Raw genomic sequence first — 17,786 nt, 5'->3', positions numbered from 1 at the left:
GTCACGAGGATTGCGTCACGGGTGCCACGGCACGGCATTCCGTCACGCCGTTCCCGCGTGACGCTACCCCCCGGACGAGAACGCGCGGGGTACGCGTACCGATCTGCCCGAACACCGTCGCGCCGAACGCCAGCGTCATCCCCGCGAGTTGCAGCGGCGTCAGCGCCTGCCCGAGCGCCGCCCAGCCCACGACGGCCGCGGTCAGCGGGGACAGCGGCCCGAGGAGGGTCACCTGGGTCGCGGTGAGCCGGCCGATGCCGCGGAACCAGAGCCAGTACGCGATCGCCGTGTTCGCCAGCGCGAGGTACAGGTAGCCGCCGACCGCCCGCCCGTCGAGCGCGGGCGGCGCTCCCTCGGCCAGGAAGGCGACCGGCGCGATCAGCAGCCCGCCCGCGGTGAGCTGCCACCCGGTGAGGGCCAGCGGGCCGACGCCGTCGGGGCGTCCCCACCGCTTGGTCAGGACGGTGCCGGTGGACATGGAAGCGGTGGACGCGAGGGCCGCGAGCACGCCGACCGGGTCGAGCGCTCCGGCCGCCTTCAGTACGACGAGACTGACGCCGAAGGCCGCGATCGCGCCCGTGAGCACGCTCCGGGCCGTCGGCCGCTGCCCCAGCAGACCTGCCGAGAGGCCCACGACGAGCAGCGGTCCGATCGAGCCGACGACCGCCGCCATGCCGCCGGGGAGCCGGTACGCGGACAGGAACAGCAGCGGGAAGAAGGCGCCGATGTTCAGCGCGCCGAGCACCGTCGCCTTCCACCACCAGGCACCGCGCGGCAGCACACGGGCGAGCGCGAGGAGCACCAGCCCGGCGGGGAGAGCCCGCATCAGGCCGGTGAAGAGCGGGCGGTCGGGCGGGAGGAACTGGGTGGTGACGGCGTAGGTGGTGCCCCAGGAGACGGGGGCGAGGGCGGTGAGGGCTGCCGTCAGGGCCGGGCGACTGGCCATGGGAGACGCGCCTTTCAGCAGGGGCCGGCGAAGACCGAAGTAGGTCGACGGTGATTAGCTTACAACTAAGCAACTTAGCGTCAAGCCACTAACCCGTGATCCACTTTCTTGCGACCGACCTGCTGACCGGCGGATACTCACCCCATGAACGACAAGGACCCCGTCGACGCGATCGTCGAGCAGTGGGCGGCGGTGCGGCCCGACCTCGACACCGCCGCGATGGAGGTCTTCGGGCGGATCTTCCGGCTCTCCCGGGCCATGGGCGACCGCATGGAGAAGGCGTACGTGCCGTACGGCATCTCACGCGGCGAGTTCGACGTCCTCGCGACCCTGCGCCGGGCCGCCGAGCCGTACACCCTCTCGCCACGCGAGCTCTCCGCGACCCTGATGCTCACCACGGGCGGCATGACCGGCCGCCTCGACAAACTGGAGCGGGCCGGCCTCCTCCGCCGCTCCCCCGACCCGCACGACCGCCGAGGCCTCCAAGTCACCCTGACGGAGAAGGGCTTGACCCTGATCGACGAGGCGGTCGGCTCCGGCCTCGCCACCCAGACGGCGGCCCTCTCCGGTCTCACCCCCGAACAGGCCACCCAACTGGCCGACCTGCTCAGGAAGTTGCTGACGACGACCGAGCGGTAGCCCAAGTACCGTTCCCGGCAGACCCGTTGGCCTCTTCGGCACCCTTCAGCCGACGTACTCGGCGAGTGCCGCCTCGATCGCGGCCGGTTCGGCGGTGTCCGCCGCCCAGGCCGCATACCCGTCGGGCCGCACCAGCAGCGCCGTACGACGGCCGCTCGCCCAGCGCTCCACGGCCAGCCGGTCCTTGCGGGTGCCCTGGTCCTCGTACGGCTCCGGGGCGATCAGCACGAAGCGGCCGCCGCGCAGCGCCTCGTAGATGCGGCCGCCGCCGGCGAGGGTCACGTCCGGGACCCGGGTGCCGGCAAGGCGGTGGGCACCTCGGGGTGCCGGGTAGGTGTAGCCGATGCCGGTGAGTTGGCCGAGGGCCTTGCGACGGGCCGGGGCCACGTGGTCGAGGACCGTGGTGAGGGCGGCGCGCAGGGCGAGGGTCCAGGGGCGCTTGGCCATGGCGAGGCGGACGATGCCGCCACTGCTGCGGAGGACCGACCTGCCGACGGGGTGGCGCTCGGCCTGGTAGGTGTCGAGGAGGGCCCCGGGCGCGTGGCCGCCGATCACCGCGGCCAGCTTCCAGCCGAGGTTGGCCGCGTCCTGGAGGCCGGTGTTCATGCCCTGGCCGCCGGCCGGCGTGTGGACGTGCGCGGCGTCGCCCGCGAGGAACACACGGCCCACCCGGTAGGCGGGCGCCTGGCGTTCGTCGCTGTGGAAGCGGGACATCCAGCGGGCGTCGCGCATCCCGAAGTCACGGCCGAGGGCGAGCCGGGTGATCTCCCTGACCTCGTCGAGGTCCAGGGGCTCGTCGTCGGCGACATCATGGGCGCGGTTCCAGCCGATGACGCGGTAATAGCCGTCGCCGAAGGGTGCGATGAAGGCGAAGGCGTCGCCGACGGTGGCCACGGTGAGCAGGGTCTCGGGCTTCTCGTCGAGCAGTACGTCCGCGAGGACCACGGAACGGATCACCGAGCACCCCGGGAACGGCAGCCCGACCGCGTCCCGCACCGCGCTGCGCATCCCGTCCGCCCCGACGACGTACGCCGCGCCCAGCGCCTCGGTCTCCCCGCCGGGCCCGCGCACCTCGACGGTCACACCGTCCGCGTCCTGCGCCAGCCCGGTCATCTCGGTCTCGTACCGGAAGTCCGCCCCCGCCTCGACCGCGCGCCGCAGCAGCGCCTTCTCCACCTCGTACTGCGGGACGACGAGGAGGTGGTTGAAGCGGGAGGGGAGCGTGGTCAGGTCGACGGTGAGGCGGCCGAACAGGCGGAGCCGGTCGAGGGGCTGGCCCACGGCTTCGAGTTCGTCGGCGAGGGCTCGGGCGTCGAGCTGCTCCAGGGCGCGGGCGTGCAGGACGAAGGCGCGGGACAGGTTGCTGATCTTCCGCGGGCGCTTCTCCAGCACGGTGACCGGGACGCCGGCGGTGGCAAGGTCACCGGCCAGGAGCAGGCCGGTGGGGCCGGAGCCGACGACGATGACGGTGCCGTTCATGGTGGCCTCCAGATGCCAACGACTGTTTGCCAACACTTGTTGACCAACGCTCGTTGACCAACATAAAACCCGACCCTTGGACTGTCAACACGTGTTGGCCTACGCTTGTTGGCATGGACGACAGCACCAGCCCCCGCCGCTCCGACGCCACCCGCACCGCCATCCTCGAAGCCGCCCGCGAGCGCTTCGCCGCCGACGGCTACGAACGCGCCACCATCCGCGCCATCGCCAAGGACGCGCGGATCGATCCGTCGATGGTGATGCGCTACTACGGCAACAAGGAGGGCCTGTTCGCGGCGGCCGTCTCCTACGACCTGCGGCTGCCGGACCTGGCCTCGACCGCGCGGGACGAGGTCGGGCGGGCGCTGGTGACGCACTTCCTCGCCATGTGGGAGGAGAACGAGGAGCTGACGGCGATGCTCCGGGTCGGCGCCACGAACAAGGGCGGGGCCGAGCGGATGCAGGGGATCTTCCGCGACCAGGTGATGCCGGTCGCGCGGCAGGCGTGCCCCGACCCGGAGCAGGCCCCGGCGCGTGCCGGGCTGGTCGCCTCCCAGCTCCTGGGGCTCGCGCTCACGCGCTACGTACTGCGCTTCCCGCCGACGGTGGCGCTGGCCCGCGAGGAGGTCGTGGCCTGGCTCGGGCCCACGGTGCAGCGCTATCTCACGGCACCGAGCCCGTGAGCGGACCCGCCGGGGAACCTGCCGCAGGACATGCCGAAGGCGCCCGCCTCACCGCTGTGGGTGATGTGGGCGCCTTCCGGAAGAGGTGAGGTCAGACCTTGGCGTCGACGGCGGTGCCGGTCCTGCCGGACTTGGCCTTCGGCGCGCGGTCCTTGGACTTGTCCAGCGCCATGACGAGGCCCGCGATGACCGCGAACAGGGCGAGCGGGCACAGGACATAGAGCCCCAGCGTGTCGACGACGCTCAGGCCGTGGCCCGGGTCGTCACCGTCGTCGCGGGTGAGCGCGAGCGCGGGGGACGTCATGAGCAGCATCATCAGCGTCGTACCGGCAGCCAGGGCGCCGGCGCGCAGGGCGTTCTTCTTGTCCACACCGCCAAAGTAGCGAACGCCCGAACGAGCCGCGCGCCCGGGGGTGCCGTATGGGGCGCCCGGGCCTCACGGACCCCCGTCGCCACCGTCCCCCGGACCCGCCTCCGTGTCGCCCGGACCGCCTCCTGAGCCGTCTCCCGAACCGTCTCTTGCCCCGTCTCCCGAACCGTCCCCTGCCCCGTCCCCCAGCCCCGCCCGCAACACATCCACCAGCGCGTGCAGCCGTGGCGACGCGGCCAGTTCCTCCAGCGTCACCGGCCGCCCCTCCGCGTCGGCGACGGGAAGGCGCCAGTTCGGATACTGGTCCCACGTGCCGGGCAGGTTCTGCGGGCGCCGGTCGCCGACCGTGTCGGGCAGCCAGACGCCGATCATGCGGGCCGGGGTGCGGAGCAGGAAACGGTGGACGGCGTGGATCTCGGCCTCCTCCTCGGACGCGGGCCGGCCGCCGCCCTCGGCGTGTTCGTAGAGGCCGAGCCCGGACAGCAGCGCCAGCCACTCCCCCACGTCGGTGGCGGACTCGATCCGCTCCTCCTCCACCGGCCGGGTCAACAGGCCGAGCCGGTCGCGGAGTTCGACGTGTTCGCCGGTGAGCCGGGCCGCGGTGGGCGGCAGGTCGTGGGTGGTCGCGGTGGCGAGGCAGTCGTCCCGCCACTTCTCCGGCGCGAGCGGACGCCCGTCGCCCTCCCAGTCCCGCTCGAACCACAGCACCGACGTACCGAGCACCCCGCGCTCCTGCAAGGTCTCGCGCACACCCGGTTCCACGGTCCCGAGGTCCTCGCCGATCACCACCGACCCGGCGCGCGAGGCCTCCAGCGCGAGGACGGCGAGCATGGCCTCGGCGTCGTAGCGGACGTAGGTGCCCTCCGTGGGCGGGTGCCCCTGCGGGACCCACCACAGGCGGAAGAGGCCCATGACGTGGTCGATGCGGAGGGCGCCGGCGTAGCGGAAGAGGGCGCGGAGCAGGCGGCGGTACGGGGCGTAGCCGGACTCGGCGAGGCGGTCGGGGCGCCAGGGGGGCAACCCCCAGTCCTGGCCGAGGGAGTTGAAGGCGTCCGGGGGTGCGCCGACCGACATGCCGGCCGCGAAGTACCGCTGTTGGGCCCAGGCGTCGGCGCCGTCGGGATGCACCCCGACGGCGAGGTCGTGCACGACCCCGATCGGCATGCCCGCTTCCCGTGCGGCCCGTTGCGCGGCGGTGAGTTGGTCGTCGGTGAGCCAGGCGAGGCGGCAGTGGAAGTCGACGCGGTCCATCAACTCGGCGCGGGCGCGGGCGGTTTCGGGTGAGCGCGGGTCGCGCAGGGCGGCCGACCACTCCCGCCAGTTCGAGCCGTGCACCTCGGCGAGGGCGTACCAGGTGGCGTGGTCCTCCAGCGCCTCGCCCTCGCGGGCGAGGAAGTCGACGTAGGCGGCCCGTCGTCCGGGGCCGAGGGGGACCTCGCGGACGAGTTCCAGCGCCTCCCGCTTCAGCTCCCACACGGCGTCGCGGTCGATCAACGCGCCTTTGTCGAGGACGGATTCGCGCAGTCGGGCGGCGCGTTCGAGGAGCCCGCGCAGCCGCTCCCGTTCCGCTTCCCCGACGTACGCGAACTCGGGGACGTCCTCGACCCGCAGATACACCGGGTCGGGGAAGCGGCGCGAGGACGGGCGGTACGGAGACGGGTCGGTGGGCGCGCCCGGCACGGCCGCGTGCAGGGGGTTGACCTGCACGAACCCGGCCCCGAGCGATCGCCCGGCCCAGGCGGTGAGTTCACCCAGGTCACCGAGGTCGCCCATGCCCCAGGAGTGCCGGGAGAGGAGGGAGTAGACCTGCACCATCAGCCCGTACGACCGTCCGGTGGGCGTGGGCAACCGGTCCGGGGCGATGACGAGTTGGACCTCGGCGCTGCGGCCGTCCGGCGCGGTGGCGGTCAAGTGGTGGACGCCGGGCGGTAGTTGCTCGGCGCTCGCCTGCGACTCGCCCTGCTCGGTGTCGATGTGCAGCACGGTGCCTTCGGGCAGCGCGTCGAGCGCGGCGGGCGTACTCCCGTACCGGCCCACGACGGTGGGCGGCAACAACCGTTCGGCCAGCTCCTGTTGGCGGGCGGCGAGCGCGGCGGCGGTGGCCCGCGGGGTGCTCGCGTCGACGCCGAGGGCGGCGAGCGCGGCGACGACCGCGACGGCCGAGGCGGGGACCGCGCGGTCCGGGGAGGGGCTGTAGGCGGTGGCGACGCCGTGCAGTTCGGCGAGCCGGGACAGGTCCTCGCCGAGGGTGTCCGCCGGCCGGGGTGCGGTCATCTAGGGCCTCGTCGGGTCCGGGTCGGCGAAGGGGGCGACCTCACCGCTCATCGGGTCGTCGAACGCGACGGTCTCGCTGGTGAGCGGCGCGTCCATGGTCGCGGACTCGCTGGTGAGCGGGGTGGCGTCGGCGAGCGGGGGCTCGCTGGTGAGGGGTTCGGCGTCGGCCAGCGGCGGTTCGCTGGTCAGCGGGGTCTCGGCCCAGGCTCCCTCGGAGTCGACGAAGAACAGGTCGGGTGCGAGATCGGGGGCGAGGTCGGCGGCCGGCTCCGGGGTGCGTTTGGAGCGGGCCGGGCGCGGAAGCGATGCCGATGCTGCGGCCACAGGGGGGCCTCCTTGTCGTGTCGGGCGTGCGGGCGGGTTACCGCAGCCCTACCCAGTGGGCGCGACGGCAGACCTCCAGGTTGGGGTACGGGTGGCACTGCGGCCACTCCCTCCCCCCACTCCCCTTGCTTTTCCTGCTGATCACTATTCACTCAGTACATGTATCCAGTGCATACTGAGCGCCATGAGTACCCGCCACATCCTGCTGGGCCTGCTCGCCGGAGGACCGAGCCACGGCTACGACCTCAAGCGACGCCACGACGAACGCTTCCCGCAGGCTCGCCCGCTGGCCTACGGGCAGGTCTACACGACCTTGCAGCGCCTGGTCCGGGACGGTCTCGCGGAGGTCGACGGCACCGGATCGGACGGCGGCCCGGAGCGCACGGCGTACCGCTCGACGGCGGAGGGTTCGCGTGAACTCGCCCACTGGGCAGGGGAGATCGCGCCGCCCGCGCCCTTCGTGACGAACGAGATCTTCGCGAAAGTCGTCGTCTCGATCCTGGCCGACGGCGACCCGGAGGCGTATCTGCGGGCCCAACGCGCCGCCCACATGGAGCGGATGCGGGAGCTGACGGCGGTCAAGACCGCCAAGGGCTCCGACCTGGCGACCGTGCTCTCGGCGGACTACGCCCTCAACCACCTTGACGCGGAACTCCGTTGGATGGCGACGACGGCGGCCCGGCTGACCACTCTGACCGCGGAGGTCGACACAGCATGAGCGACAACGGGGGTACGGCGGTGCCGCTCCTCGCGGCCCGTGACCTCACCAAGACGCACGGCAGGACCCGGGCGCTGAGCGGCGCCTCGGCCGACCTGGGCGCCGGCGAGATCCTCGCCGTCACGGGGACCAGCGGCAGCGGCAAGTCCACGCTGCTCCACTGCCTGGCCGGGATCGTCCGCCCCGACGAGGGGACGGTGACGTACGCCGGGGAGCGGCTGGACGAGCTGCCCGAGAAGCGGCTGAGCGAGCTGCGGCGCACGGAGTTCGGGGTGGTCTTCCAGTTCGGCCAGCTGATACCGGAGCTGACGGCCGTCGACAACGTCGCGCTGCCGCTGCTGCTCGCGGGTGCCTCGCGTACGGACGCCCGGGCCGGCGCCGGGGAGTGGCTGGAGCGGTTCGGGGTGCGCGGGCAGGGCGCGTCGCGGCCGGGCGAGTTGAGCGGCGGCCAGTCCCAACGGGTCGCGCTCGCCCGGGCGTTGGTCACTTCCCCGAAGGTCGTCTTCGCGGACGAGCCGACGGGCGCGCTGGACTCCCTGGCGAGCGAGCAGGTGATGACGGCCCTGGTCACCACGGCCCGCGAGGCCGGTACGGCGGTTCTGCTGATCACCCATGACGCGCAGGTCGCGGCGTACGCGGACCGCGAGATCCGGCTGACGGACGGGACCGTGGCGACGGCGGGGGTGGCGGTATGAGCGTGCTGCTCGCGGATCTGCGGCTGGCCTGGCTGCTGACCCGGGGTTCGGACCGGCGGGAGTGGTGGCGGGTCGGGCTCACGGCGTTCGGGGCCGCGCTGACGACGGGGATCGGACTGGCCGTCGTAGCGCTGCGGTCGTTGGACGGGTTCCAGGCCGTGTCCTTCGGGTCCGGGCTGTTCGACTCCCCCGGTGACCGGCGGAACGTGAGTCTGGCGCTCGGTCTGCTGCTCATCCCGGTGCTCGGGTTCCTCGGGCAGTGTGCGCGGATCGGGGCGGTGCACCGGGACCGGCGGCTGGCCGCGCTGCGGCTGGCGGGGGCCGCGCCGTGGCAGGTGCGGCGGATCGCGGCGCTGGAGTCGGGGCTCGCGTGCCTGGCCGGTGCGGTGGTGGCGACGGCGGCCGTCGTACCGCTGCTGCCGTACGCCGTGAACTGGGCCGGTGTCGTGCTGGTCGCCGTGTCCGTGCCGGTGCTGGGCGCGGTGGTGAGCGCGGTGGCGCTGCGCCGGGTGGTGGCGGATCCGCTGGGCCGGGTGCGGCGGGTGCGGCCGGTGCGGGGGCCGGGCCGGCTGTTCGGTACGGCGACCAAGCTGCTCGCGGTGACGGCGGTGGCGATCGCGCTGACCCCCATCTTCGGCAGCCCCGTCTCCTTCGGCCTCGTCCCGGTGACGGTGTTCGTGCTGGCCGTACTGATCAGCCTGATCGCGATCTGGTTGTCCGGGGCCTCGTCCCGCCAACTGGGTGAGGGCTTCGCGGCCGGCACCGGTCGCCCCGCGCTGCTGATCGCGGCGGAGCGGATGCGCGAGGACCCCTGGTCGACCGCCCGCACCCACGCGGCACTGGTGCTGGTGACGGTCGTCGGCTCGGGCTTCGCGGGCGTACGGCAGATCCTGCTCGCGGACCTGGACCAGAGGCACCGCACGGGCCATCTCGGCACGCGCATGTCGTACTACACGACGGGCATCGACCTCACGGCCGCCGCGATCCTCGTCGCCCTCGCGCTCGTCCTGACGGCCCTGGCCGTGGGCACCGCCGAGTCCCTCGCCACCCGGCGCCGGGGCCTGGCCGCACAGGCGGCGGCCGGGGTGCCGCACGCCGTACTGGCCCGCGCGCTCCTCCTGGAGACCGCGCTGCCGCTGCTCCCGGCGATCGCGGTGGCGGGCCTCGGCGGCACGGCGATCAGCTTCTGGTACAGCGCCGCCGTCTCGGCGCACGCGGACGTGCCGGTGCCGTACGGCGCGCTGCTGGTCCCGGTCGGCGTGTACGCGGCCTGCCTGCTGGCGGCTGCCACGTCACTGCCGCTGCTGCGGCGGTCGGTGCGGCCGGGCGAGCTGCGGTACGCATGACGGCCGGCCCCGGGGAACGGGGGTTCCCGGGGCCGGACCGTGCCGCTGTGCCGCCGTACTCACTGGGAGTGGGTACACAAAAGCCCGGATCGTCAGGCGGAGATGCCGTCGATCCGGGCCATCGCGTCCTCCGCGCCGTACGGCTGCAAGTACGGCAGCCAGCGCGGGTCCCTGTGACCTGTCCCGATGATGCGCCAGGCCAGGCCGGTGGGTGGGGCGGGTTTGTGGCGCAGCCGCCAGCCGATCTCGAAGAGGTGTCGGTCGGCCTTCGTGTGGTTGCAGCGGCGGCAGGACGCCACCACGTTGTCCCACGCGTGCTTGCCCCCGCGGCTGCGCGGAATGACATGGTCGACGCTGGTTGCGACGCCACCGCAGTACATGCACCGGCCCCCGTCACGCGCGAAGAGCGCCCGGCGGGTAAGAGGAACGGGCCCCCGGTAGGGAACCCGTACGAATCGCTTGAGCCGGACCACGCTGGGTGCGGGGACTGTGACGGTTGCGCTGTGCATAAAGGCGCCGGATTCCTCAAGGGAGACTGCCTTGTTCTCCAGGACGAGGACGAGCGCGCGGCGGAGCGGTACGACGCCGAGTGGCTCGTACGACGCGTTGAGGACCAGGACATGCGGCACGGATGCCTCCTTGTGCGTCGGCGGCGCGTGGCTCGCGCCGGGACGATCTGTAGTCAGTCTCCCCTCATGCCTGGTGGAAGCGCCACCATGTCCCGGTAACGGGCTGGGAGTGTTTTCGACCACATGTGATGCGGGCCCGGGACGGCCGTGGGTTGGTCCCACCTGTTCATTCCCGGCTGAGCACAGCCTCTCCCCCGAACACGGCAACGATCCACACACGATGCCCCGATAGTGTGGTGGGCCTGCCCCTACGGTGACCTATTCGTGACCTAGAACCGCGTGTACGAAGACGTGTACGACCTTGACCGCAGCGCCGGGGGCGGACCGCAGCACCTGGAGGTACCTGCCGTGTCCTTGTCCGCCGTCCTACTGGCCGCCGCTACGCCGTCGCCCACTCCGAGCCCATCGGAGACCGCGGTGACCGTACCCTCGCTCCAGGACGCCCAGGAGAGCGCGACCAACGCGGCGAGCTGGGTCGAGCAGAACTGGTCCACATGGCTGGCGATCGGTCTGAGGGTGCTGCTGATCCTGGTGATCGCGACGGTGCTGAGAATGACGGTGCGGCGGGCGATCACCAAGCTGATAGACCGGATGAACCGGACCGTCGGGTCGGTGGACGGTACGGCGCTGGGCGGACTCCTCGTCAACGCGGAGCGCCGCCACCAGCGCTCCCAGGCGATCGGCTCGGTCCTCCGCTCGGTGGCGTCCTTCGTGATCCTGGGCACGGCCGCGCTGATGGTCCTGGGCACGTTCGAGATCAACCTCGCCCCACTCCTCGCGTCCGCCGGTGTCGCGGGCGTGGCGATCGGCTTCGGCGCCCGCAACCTCGTCACGGACTTCCTCTCCGGCGTCTTCATGATCCTGGAGGACCAGTACGGCGTCGGCGACCAGATCGACGCGGGCGTCGCCTCCGGCGAGGTCATCGAGGTCGGCCTCCGCGTGACCAAGCTCCGCGGCGACAACGGCGAGATCTGGTACGTCCGCAACGGCGAGGTCAAGCGCATCGGCAACCTCTCCCAGGGCTGGGCCACGGCGGGCGTCGACGTCACCGTGAAGGCCTCCGAGAACCTGGACCGGGTGAAGGCCACGCTCGACTCCGTCACGGAGAAGATGAGCAAGGAAGAACCCTGGAACGAGCTGCTCTGGGGCCCCATCGAAGTCCTCGGCCTGGACAGTGTGCTGATCGACTCGATGGTCGTCCGCCTCTCCGCCAAGACCATGCCGGGCAAGTCGGTGACCGTCGAGCGGGAGCTGCGCTGGCGGGTGAAGCGGGCCTTCGACGAGGCGAACATCCGGATCGTGGGCGGGGCGACGGCGGATCCGGTGGACGACGTGGCGGACCCGACGGAGGCGGTCGCGGCGCCGTCGGTTTACTCGAACTCGGACTCGCCTCAGGTGGCGAATACTTCGCCGCTTTCCTCGCAGCGGCCGGGGATGCGGTAGGGGTACAGGGAGTCGAGGCCGGGGCCACGCCTCAACTCCCCGTCCGCTCCGCCCCCGTGGCGAAGAACCGCCCCACATAGTCGCCGGCGGGCAACCCGCTCTCCCGCATGAGGGAGAAGACCTCGGCACCCTCCCCCGGCTCGCCGAACATCCGGTACGCCTCGGCGAAGTCGGTGTACTCGACGCCGTCGAGGTCCGCGCAGTACTCGTGCGCCTCCAACTCCCCACGGCTGACCGCCTCGTCGAGCGAGGACGCCCGCCACAGGGTCAACCGCTCTTCGTAGACGCCGAGTTCGCGATGCCGGAACACACACCGGACGCCGTACCAGGACTGCTCGCTCACCTGTTGCCCTCACTCATCACTGTCGCGCGGCTGGTGAAGCGCTAGCCGAACCAGCCCAGTTGAACCACCACGATCCGCTCCCCCCGCACGTCCGTCAGATAGGTGAGCATGAGCAGCCCGCGCGTCTCGGTACGTACTCCGGGACCGGGCCCGGTGTAGGCGGCGCCCTCCAGAAAGACCATGGACTCGCGTACGGCGATCTCGTTGGCCAGCCGTTCCGTCTCGGCGCGTGCCGCATCCGGGAGTCCGTCCAGCAGGTCGTCCTGGAACAGCTCCCAGCGCCAGTCAGCCACCCGCGACCTCGCGGTGGGCCGCCCGTACGATCTCGCCGGCCTCGCGGATGGCACGGTCGCGTACGGCGGGGTCGGCGCTGTTGATCGCCTGCTCGGCGGCGTGCAGGCGGCGTGCCGTCTCCGGGTGGCGTTCGATCTCGACGACCACGCCCCACTCCCGGTAGAACATGCGGATCGGTACGACGCTGTCCTCGTCGCCGGCCCGTACGAACGCCTTCTGCACGTCCTCGAAGAACTCCGGGAGGCGGGAGGGGACGACGGTGGCCACGGCCTGCCGAAGTGCCGGAAGTGTGAGGTCGGGACGGGGGATCAGCGGAGTGCCCCCCTCCGCGTACGGCATGGTCATCGGCCGCCCCTTCCGCTCACCGAGCGCCCTTGTGGCACGTGCCCACGCTAACGCCATTCCCGTCACTCCCTCACGCCCACGAGTGGATTGCCCACGGCGGGGTCAGCCCCGAGCACCCACTCCGCGTACACGGTCTTGCCGACGGACCGGGGCTCCCATCCCCAGCGGTGAGCCAGGGCTCCGACCAGGAGTAATCCCCGGCCGAACTGATCCGTGTCACTTACGGGGCACGGACTCGGCAGGCGTTCGCCGCGCGGGTCACTGACCTCGACGCGAAGGGTGATCCCGGTGACTGTGATCCGCACCCGGATGAGCCGGTCCCGCAGGCTGCCGTGCAACAGGGCGTTGGTCATCAACTCGGACACGACGAGAGCGACATCACCGGCGAGGGCGGGGTACCCCCACTCGGTGACGAGCCGTGCGGCGCGGCGACGGGCGAGGGTGACGCTGCGGGCGAGGGGGGTGTAGTCGAGGCGGTCCTCGTGGGGGACGGGGTCGGCGTCGCGAGCGGTGGGGGGTTCGGTCATGGCGCACCTCCGAGTGCGGTCGGCTCACCAATGAGCGCCGCAGAGTTAGCTGACGAGCACCGACCGTAGCGATCCACTTAGCTCGGGCACAAGTCGTTCGGAGACAATTGTCTCCGACACTCGAAAGTCGTCGACTCACGACGGCGACAGAGCGACACTTGGGCCGTGAACCGATCAGCTGAACTGGGAAACAGGGCGTCAACTGTGCTGGGACGCAAGCTCGGTAGCGAGCTGCTGCGCCTGCGTGACGCCGCTGGAAAGACCCAGCAACAGGCCGCGGAGACCATCAGCGCGACCAACTCGAAGATCGTGAAGATGGAACGGGGTTGGGTGCCCATGCGGGATCCCGACATCCGGGTGCTGTGCGAGTTCTACGGACTGGACGAGTCGAAATCCGTAGCCCGGCTGCTGGAGTTGGCGAAGCTCGACCGCGAGCGCCGGAAGGCCAAGGGATGGTGGCAGCACTCGCCGCAGGCAGAGGCCATGGCCGAGTACATCGCGATGGAGGATGTGGCGACCCGCGTGCGGACCTGGCAACAGGCTTTCGTGCCCGGCCTGTTGCAGACACCCGAGTACGCGCGAGGGGTGGTCGTCAGCGAGGGGCTGTGGCAGGACCCCGACGAGATCGAGGGTTTCGTCGACGTCCGTATGAGGCGTCAGGCTCGCTTGTCGGCGGCCGAGCCACTCCAGGTCTACGCGGTGATCGGAGAAGGCGCGCTACGACAGCAGGTCGGCGGGCCCGAGGTGATGCGCGCACAGTTGCAGAACCTGCTGAAGACGGCTCAACTCCCCAATGTCCGCCTCCAGGTGCTGCCCTTCCGGGCCGGCGGCCACGCCTGCATGGCAGGCTCGTTCAACATCATCTCCTTCGCCGAGTCCGAGGCGGTGGACGTGGTTCACGTCGACAGCATCGCCGCTACCGTGTGGGTCGAGAACGACGCTGAAAGCTCGACGTACAGTTCGTTCTTCGAACGCACGGCACGACTGAGCCTGGCCCCCAAGGACTCGCTCAGCCTGATCGAGAGCATCAGCGAGGACATGCAGTGACGAACGGCTTCGACTTCGTGAAGTCCAGCTACAGCAGTGGAAGCGGCGAGTGCCTCGAAGTCGCCCGCAACATCCCCGGCACGATAGCCATCCGCGACTCCAAGACCCCCGACGGCCCGATACTCCGCCTGGCCCCCACCACCTGGACGAAGTTCACGGCGGCGCTGCACTGACGCCCAAGTCACCCGCGCAGCAAGCCCATTCCTCGGCATACCGCTCACCGAGACTCCACAGCTCGGCCAACCTAGGGCTCACGTCCTTGCGCGACGCGAGGTACGTGCGCAGATCCTGGCCGCCCCGCCGGCGCGCTTCGACGACGTGGCCCAGGACGTCGTCGTCCTCCACGTACATCGCGTATTCGGGCCAGCGGAGTCCGAGGAAGGCGTGGTACTCCACACCGTCGCCCTCGGTCTCGTCCCACCGGTCCCGATACGCGTAGATGTCATCAAGCGATGCTCGACCGCTCAGGACGTCTTCGACGAATGTCACGCCTGGTCCCCGCCCCTCCACCAGCTCTCGGCCTCCACCAGCCCCAACTCCCGGGCCAGTTGGCACAACGCGACGAACGCCGCCCCTCTGCGCAACTCCCCGCCCCCTGTGTACGCCGCGCCGTCCCGCAGATCGAGCCGGACCGTCCCCGAAGGTTCGTCGAAGGTGATCGAGCCCCAGACAGCGCGATCGCGGCGGCCCGGGCACCAATGGAACCAGATCTCCTCGCGACCCTTCTCCGCGGTGACGGAGGCGCGGCCCGACGCCTTCAGTTCCGTGCGCATGCGGTCGGACCAGCCCGCGGAGGGCCGTAGCGCGCGGAGTTGGCGGGTCTGGCGGCCGGCGAGGACATCCGGGGTGAGGAAGATGCCCGCCGCACGGGCCCGCCGCCATAGCAACAGCCATGCCGCGGCGGCCCATACGACGCTGACGGCGGCCCAGGCCGCCAACACCCCGCCTATCGCGCCCCAGGCGCGTCCGCCCTGGTCCCAGAGTTCGAAGCCGACCCGGATCACCGCGGGTACGGCGATCACGCATGCCGCCTCCCGCCAGCACCTCACCCACACCTTCATGCCCCGCACCCCGTTCCCTGCCTCTCGCAAACGAGGTTGATCAAAAGTCAGGAATCTGTGAGGTGGCTGGCAGGGCGGGTCCGTCCACATCACGAATCGGCCTCGGGGGCGTGGCCGTAGAGGCCGAAAAGCACCCAACATGCCTCGCAATTCCGGCAGATCAGATGAATCTCCGCCACCCGCCCCCACCTGCGGCTTTACCCATCGTGACGAAGCCGTGACGCGATTACCTTCACAGGTTCAATTCATTTTCATCGCAGGCCCCCCATGCCTAAGGTCGCCCTACGGCGGGCCCTTGTTCTGGAGCGCAATGCCCAGGGGTCCGTTTCGAATGTGGGGACACGCATGAGAAAACTCGCCATCGGCGCCGCGATGACCGGCGCCCTGGCCCTGACCGGGCTGGCCGCGCCGCTCGCGCAGGCCGCTACGCCGGCCCTGGTCTTCAGCGCGGTGACGGTCAACAAGGGGAAGGCGATCGTCGTAGGGACGACCGCGACGGTGAAGGTGCCCGTCACGTACACGCTGACGCGGCCGTCCGACGTGACGATCGACTACAAGAAGACGTTCGCCGGGGTCATGCTCTACCGCGGCGGACTCGTGGCCTCCGACAACGAGCTCGACGCCGGCATGTCCCCGACGTGCACGACGACCGCGACGACGGACACCACGGTCACCGAGGCCTGCTCCGACACGGTCACGATCGACCCCGGGGACAGCCTGTACGAGACGGCCGACGCGACCACCTGGAACGTCGCCGGTGTCTACGCCCGCATCGACGCCGACCTGGACGACTCGGACGACCAGATCAGCTACTCCACCGACTTCGCGGCCTGGGGCAACAAGGGCAAGGTCAAGATCCAGCGCGCCGCCAAGCTCACCGCCAACGCCTCCCCGGAGCCGGTGAAGAAGGGAAAGACCATCACGGTCACCGGCGCGCTGACGCGGGCGAACTGGGAGACCGGCAAGTACACCGGCTATGTCTCGCAGCCGGCCAAGTTGCAGTTCCGGGCGAAGAGTTCGAGCACCTACACCACCGTGAAGACGGTCACCACCGGCACGAGCGGTGCCCTGAGGGCGACCGTGAAGGCCGCGCAGGACGGCTACTTCCGCTACGTCTTCGCCGGCACCTCCACCACCGGCGCGGTCACCGCCGCCGGTGACTTCATCGACGTCAAGTAGGACGTCGGCAGGACGCCGGGCACCACCAGCACCCTCCCACCGCCCCCGCAGGTAACGAGTCTGTTGCCTCGGGGGCGGTGTCTATTGACGCCCCCTTCGTCCTGGGCTTACCTTCCTCCCACCCAATAGGAAACTTTCCTAACAATGATCACATGACAGGCTGTGCGGTTCGGAAGTTCACGAGTTCGGAACTTCGAGAGTTCGAAGGCAGGTGGCGTACGACATGGCAGGAACCTCCGGTACCCCGGGCACTCCCCGCGTCCTGCGCGCCATGAACGACCGCGCCGCCCTGGACCTCCTCCTGGAGCACGGCCCGCTCTCCCGTACCCGGATCGGGAAGCTCACCGGCCTCTCGAAGCCGACCGCCTCCCAGCTGCTCGCCCGGCTCGAAGCGGCGGGGCTCGTCCTCGCCACCGGGACGAGCGAGGGGCGGCCGGGCCCCAACGCCCAGCTGTACGTGGTCAATCCGGGCGCCGCCCACGCCGCCGGGCTCGACGTCACGCCGGAGCGCATCCGCGCCGCCGTCGCCGACGTCACCGGTCGGACAGTGGGCGAGTTCGAACTCGCCACCCCGGGCCGGCGGCCCGCCCAGCCCGTCGTACGGCAGGTGACGGACGCCCTCGACGGGGCGGTGAAGGCCGCCGGGCTCGCCCGGGACGACGTCCACCGCCTCGTCATCGGCACCCCGGGCGCCTTCGACCCCAACACCGGCCGGCTGCGCTACGCCTCGCACCTGCCGGGCTGGCACTCCCCCGCGCTGCTCGACGAACTCGCCGCCGCGCTGCCGATGCCGGTGGAGTACGAGAACGACGTGAACCTCGTCGCCATAGCCGAGCAGCGGCTCGGCGCGGCGCGCGGGCACGGCGACTTCGTGCTGCTGTGGAACGAGGGCGGTCTCGGCGCCGCCCTGGTCCTCGGCGGCCGGCTGCACCGCGGCTGGACCGGCGGCGCGGGCGAGGTCGGCTTCCTGCCGGTGCCGGGCGCGCCCCTGGTCCGCCAGGTGACCAAGGCCAACAGCGGTGGTTACCAGGCGCTGGCCGGATCCCAGGCCCTGCCCGGGCTCGCCCGCGAACTCGGCATCACCGAGATCCCGACGGGCCCCTACGCCGAGGTCGCCGCCGCCCTCGTCGCGACCGCCGCCGACCACACCAGCGGGCCCCAGCGGCGGCTCCTGGAGATCTACGCGACCCACCTCGCGACCGGTCTCGCCTCGCTCGTCTCCGTGCTCGACCCCGAACTCGTCGTCCTCAGCGGTGGCTCGCTGGCCGCCGGCGGCGAACCTCTCCGTGCCCTCGTCCAGGCCGAGTTGGAGGAGCTGGCGGCGTCGCGGCCGCGGCTCGTCGTCGGCGACGTCCATGAACACCCCGTGTTGCGCGGCGCGTTGGAGAGCGCGCTGGCAACCACCCGTGACGAGGTCTTCGACACCTCGCGCTGATCCCACCCG

Annotated in this window: 22 protein-coding genes; 10 read left to right on the top strand and 12 right to left on the bottom strand. The window is 71.3% G+C overall.

What is annotated here, in order from left to right:
- Position 1 precedes the first annotated feature (1 nt).
- Entirely contained in the window at positions 2-946 is a 945-nt protein-coding gene (locus OG714_RS32875) for an EamA family transporter (RefSeq protein ID WP_406126466.1), read from the bottom strand.
- Between the two features lie 144 nt (positions 947-1,090).
- Here OG714_RS32875 and OG714_RS32870 point away from each other — a divergent pair, with 144 nt between their 5' ends.
- A complete protein-coding gene (locus OG714_RS32870) occupies positions 1,091-1,585 on the top strand; it encodes a MarR family winged helix-turn-helix transcriptional regulator (RefSeq protein WP_406126464.1) in 495 nt (164 codons plus the stop codon).
- A gap of 45 nt (positions 1,586-1,630) precedes the next feature.
- Here the strand turns inward: OG714_RS32870 and OG714_RS32865 are convergent, their stop codons facing one another.
- Positions 1,631-3,064 carry an FAD-dependent monooxygenase gene (locus tag OG714_RS32865; RefSeq protein ID WP_406126463.1) on the bottom strand — a complete coding sequence of 478 codons (1,434 nt, stop codon included), beginning with the start codon at positions 3,062-3,064 and terminating at the stop codon, positions 1,631-1,633.
- A 113-nt stretch (positions 3,065-3,177) separates the two neighbouring features.
- Here OG714_RS32865 and OG714_RS32860 point away from each other — a divergent pair, with 113 nt between their 5' ends.
- The gene (locus tag OG714_RS32860; protein ID WP_406126461.1) at positions 3,178-3,747 is read left to right on the top strand and encodes a TetR family transcriptional regulator; all 570 of its coding nucleotides are present in this window, start codon (positions 3,178-3,180) and stop codon (positions 3,745-3,747) included.
- Positions 3,748-3,838: 91 nt separating this feature from the next.
- On the opposite strand, the gene OG714_RS32855 is transcribed toward OG714_RS32860, so the two are convergent.
- The 3 genes from OG714_RS32855 to OG714_RS32845 form a co-directional block, all read right to left on the bottom strand.
- Positions 3,839-4,117, bottom strand: a complete 279-nt coding sequence (locus OG714_RS32855) for a hypothetical protein (protein WP_406126459.1) — start codon at positions 4,115-4,117, stop codon at positions 3,839-3,841.
- Positions 4,118-4,183: 66 nt separating this feature from the next.
- Positions 4,184-6,391: a 4-alpha-glucanotransferase gene (malQ, locus tag OG714_RS32850; RefSeq protein WP_406126458.1), complete on the bottom strand. Its 2,208-nt coding sequence runs from the start codon at positions 6,389-6,391 to the stop codon at positions 4,184-4,186.
- A complete protein-coding gene (locus OG714_RS32845) occupies positions 6,392-6,715 on the bottom strand; it encodes a hypothetical protein (protein WP_406126457.1) in 324 nt (107 codons plus the stop codon).
- Between the two features lie 184 nt (positions 6,716-6,899).
- Between OG714_RS32845 and OG714_RS32840 the strand changes: the two genes are divergently transcribed.
- Genes OG714_RS32840 through OG714_RS32830 form a run of 3 tightly spaced genes read left to right on the top strand, consistent with a single transcriptional unit; the run spans position 6,900 to position 9,474 of the window.
- Complete coding sequence (locus OG714_RS32840; protein ID WP_406126456.1) at positions 6,900-7,433, top strand: PadR family transcriptional regulator; 534 nt, start codon at positions 6,900-6,902, stop codon at positions 7,431-7,433.
- A complete protein-coding gene (locus OG714_RS32835) occupies positions 7,430-8,128 on the top strand; it encodes an ABC transporter ATP-binding protein (protein WP_406126454.1) in 699 nt (232 codons plus the stop codon). Before OG714_RS32840 ends, OG714_RS32835 begins: the two co-directional genes overlap by 4 nt.
- Positions 8,125-9,474 (top strand): ABC transporter permease, encoded by a 1,350-nt coding sequence (locus tag OG714_RS32830; RefSeq protein WP_406126453.1) that lies wholly within the window; start codon positions 8,125-8,127, stop codon positions 9,472-9,474. Before OG714_RS32835 ends, OG714_RS32830 begins: the two co-directional genes overlap by 4 nt.
- 92 nt (positions 9,475-9,566) lie before the next feature.
- Here OG714_RS32830 and OG714_RS32825 read toward each other — a convergent pair whose 3' ends face one another.
- Complete coding sequence (locus OG714_RS32825) at positions 9,567-10,103, bottom strand: HNH endonuclease (RefSeq protein ID WP_033284586.1); 537 nt, start codon at positions 10,101-10,103, stop codon at positions 9,567-9,569.
- A 348-nt stretch (positions 10,104-10,451) separates the two neighbouring features.
- Between OG714_RS32825 and OG714_RS32820 the strand changes: the two genes are divergently transcribed.
- Positions 10,452-11,546 carry a mechanosensitive ion channel family protein gene (locus OG714_RS32820; protein WP_406126451.1) on the top strand — a complete coding sequence of 365 codons (1,095 nt, stop codon included), beginning with the start codon at positions 10,452-10,454 and terminating at the stop codon, positions 11,544-11,546.
- Between the two features lie 31 nt (positions 11,547-11,577).
- Here the strand turns inward: OG714_RS32820 and OG714_RS32815 are convergent, their stop codons facing one another.
- From OG714_RS32815 to OG714_RS32800, 4 genes are all read right to left on the bottom strand, one after another.
- Positions 11,578-11,889, bottom strand: coding sequence for a hypothetical protein (locus OG714_RS32815; protein ID WP_406126449.1), 312 nt, complete (start codon positions 11,887-11,889; stop codon positions 11,578-11,580).
- A gap of 41 nt (positions 11,890-11,930) precedes the next feature.
- Positions 11,931-12,182, bottom strand: coding sequence for a hypothetical protein (locus OG714_RS32810; RefSeq protein ID WP_406126447.1), 252 nt, complete (start codon positions 12,180-12,182; stop codon positions 11,931-11,933).
- Entirely contained in the window at positions 12,175-12,528 is a 354-nt protein-coding gene (locus OG714_RS32805; protein ID WP_406126445.1) for a hypothetical protein, read from the bottom strand. The genes OG714_RS32810 and OG714_RS32805 overlap by 8 nt, the downstream gene beginning before the upstream one ends.
- 62 nt (positions 12,529-12,590) lie before the next feature.
- The gene (locus OG714_RS32800; protein ID WP_406126443.1) at positions 12,591-13,055 is read right to left on the bottom strand and encodes an ATP-binding protein; all 465 of its coding nucleotides are present in this window, start codon (positions 13,053-13,055) and stop codon (positions 12,591-12,593) included.
- 165 nt (positions 13,056-13,220) lie between these two features.
- Between OG714_RS32800 and OG714_RS32795 the strand changes: the two genes are divergently transcribed.
- Together OG714_RS32795 and OG714_RS32790 are read left to right on the top strand one after the other, a co-directional pair.
- Positions 13,221-14,102, top strand: a complete 882-nt coding sequence (locus OG714_RS32795) for a helix-turn-helix domain-containing protein (protein WP_406126441.1) — start codon at positions 13,221-13,223, stop codon at positions 14,100-14,102.
- Positions 14,099-14,275 carry a DUF397 domain-containing protein gene (locus tag OG714_RS32790; RefSeq protein ID WP_406126439.1) on the top strand — a complete coding sequence of 59 codons (177 nt, stop codon included), beginning with the start codon at positions 14,099-14,101 and terminating at the stop codon, positions 14,273-14,275. Before OG714_RS32795 ends, OG714_RS32790 begins: the two co-directional genes overlap by 4 nt.
- Here OG714_RS32790 and OG714_RS32785 read toward each other — a convergent pair.
- The gene (locus OG714_RS32785; protein WP_406126437.1) at positions 14,256-14,591 is read right to left on the bottom strand and encodes a hypothetical protein; all 336 of its coding nucleotides are present in this window, start codon (positions 14,589-14,591) and stop codon (positions 14,256-14,258) included. The two genes, OG714_RS32790 and OG714_RS32785, sit on opposite strands and share 20 nt — an antisense overlap.
- Positions 14,588-15,124, bottom strand: a complete 537-nt coding sequence (locus OG714_RS32780) for a hypothetical protein (RefSeq protein WP_406126435.1) — start codon at positions 15,122-15,124, stop codon at positions 14,588-14,590. Before OG714_RS32780 ends, OG714_RS32785 begins: the two co-directional genes overlap by 4 nt.
- A gap of 384 nt (positions 15,125-15,508) precedes the next feature.
- Here OG714_RS32780 and OG714_RS32775 point away from each other — a divergent pair, with 384 nt between their 5' ends.
- Together OG714_RS32775 and OG714_RS32770 are read left to right on the top strand one after the other, a co-directional pair.
- A complete protein-coding gene (locus OG714_RS32775; protein WP_406126434.1) occupies positions 15,509-16,342 on the top strand; it encodes a hypothetical protein in 834 nt (277 codons plus the stop codon).
- Between the two features lie 223 nt (positions 16,343-16,565).
- Positions 16,566-17,777, top strand: coding sequence for an ROK family protein (locus tag OG714_RS32770; protein ID WP_406126432.1), 1,212 nt, complete (start codon positions 16,566-16,568; stop codon positions 17,775-17,777).
- Positions 17,778-17,786 lie beyond the last annotated feature (9 nt).

The sequence above is a fragment of the Streptomyces sp. NBC_00989 genome, assembly GCF_045162655.1.
Classification (GTDB): Bacteria; Actinomycetota; Actinomycetes; order Streptomycetales; family Streptomycetaceae; genus Streptomyces.
The sequence above is the reverse complement of the archived record's forward strand: the minus strand, read 5'-3'. Positions and strand labels throughout refer to the sequence as shown.

Coding starts and splice junctions, on each gene's coding strand:
- OG714_RS32875 (WP_406126466.1), bottom strand. CDS start 946: ATGGCCAGTCGCCCGGCCCTGACGGCAGCCCTCACCGCCCTCGCCCCC.
- OG714_RS32870 (WP_406126464.1), top strand. CDS start 1,091: ATGAACGACAAGGACCCCGTCGACGCGATCGTCGAGCAGTGGGCGGCG.
- OG714_RS32865 (WP_406126463.1), bottom strand. CDS start 3,064: ATGAACGGCACCGTCATCGTCGTCGGCTCCGGCCCCACCGGCCTGCTC.
- OG714_RS32860 (WP_406126461.1), top strand. CDS start 3,178: ATGGACGACAGCACCAGCCCCCGCCGCTCCGACGCCACCCGCACCGCC.
- malQ (WP_406126458.1), bottom strand. CDS start 6,391: ATGACCGCACCCCGGCCGGCGGACACCCTCGGCGAGGACCTGTCCCGG.
- OG714_RS32840 (WP_406126456.1), top strand. CDS start 6,900: ATGAGTACCCGCCACATCCTGCTGGGCCTGCTCGCCGGAGGACCGAGC.
- OG714_RS32835 (WP_406126454.1), top strand. CDS start 7,430: ATGAGCGACAACGGGGGTACGGCGGTGCCGCTCCTCGCGGCCCGTGAC.
- OG714_RS32830 (WP_406126453.1), top strand. CDS start 8,125: ATGAGCGTGCTGCTCGCGGATCTGCGGCTGGCCTGGCTGCTGACCCGG.
- OG714_RS32805 (WP_406126445.1), bottom strand. CDS start 12,528: ATGACCATGCCGTACGCGGAGGGGGGCACTCCGCTGATCCCCCGTCCC.
- OG714_RS32800 (WP_406126443.1), bottom strand. CDS start 13,055: ATGACCGAACCCCCCACCGCTCGCGACGCCGACCCCGTCCCCCACGAG.
- OG714_RS32775 (WP_406126434.1), top strand. CDS start 15,509: ATGAGAAAACTCGCCATCGGCGCCGCGATGACCGGCGCCCTGGCCCTG.
- OG714_RS32770 (WP_406126432.1), top strand. CDS start 16,566: ATGGCAGGAACCTCCGGTACCCCGGGCACTCCCCGCGTCCTGCGCGCC.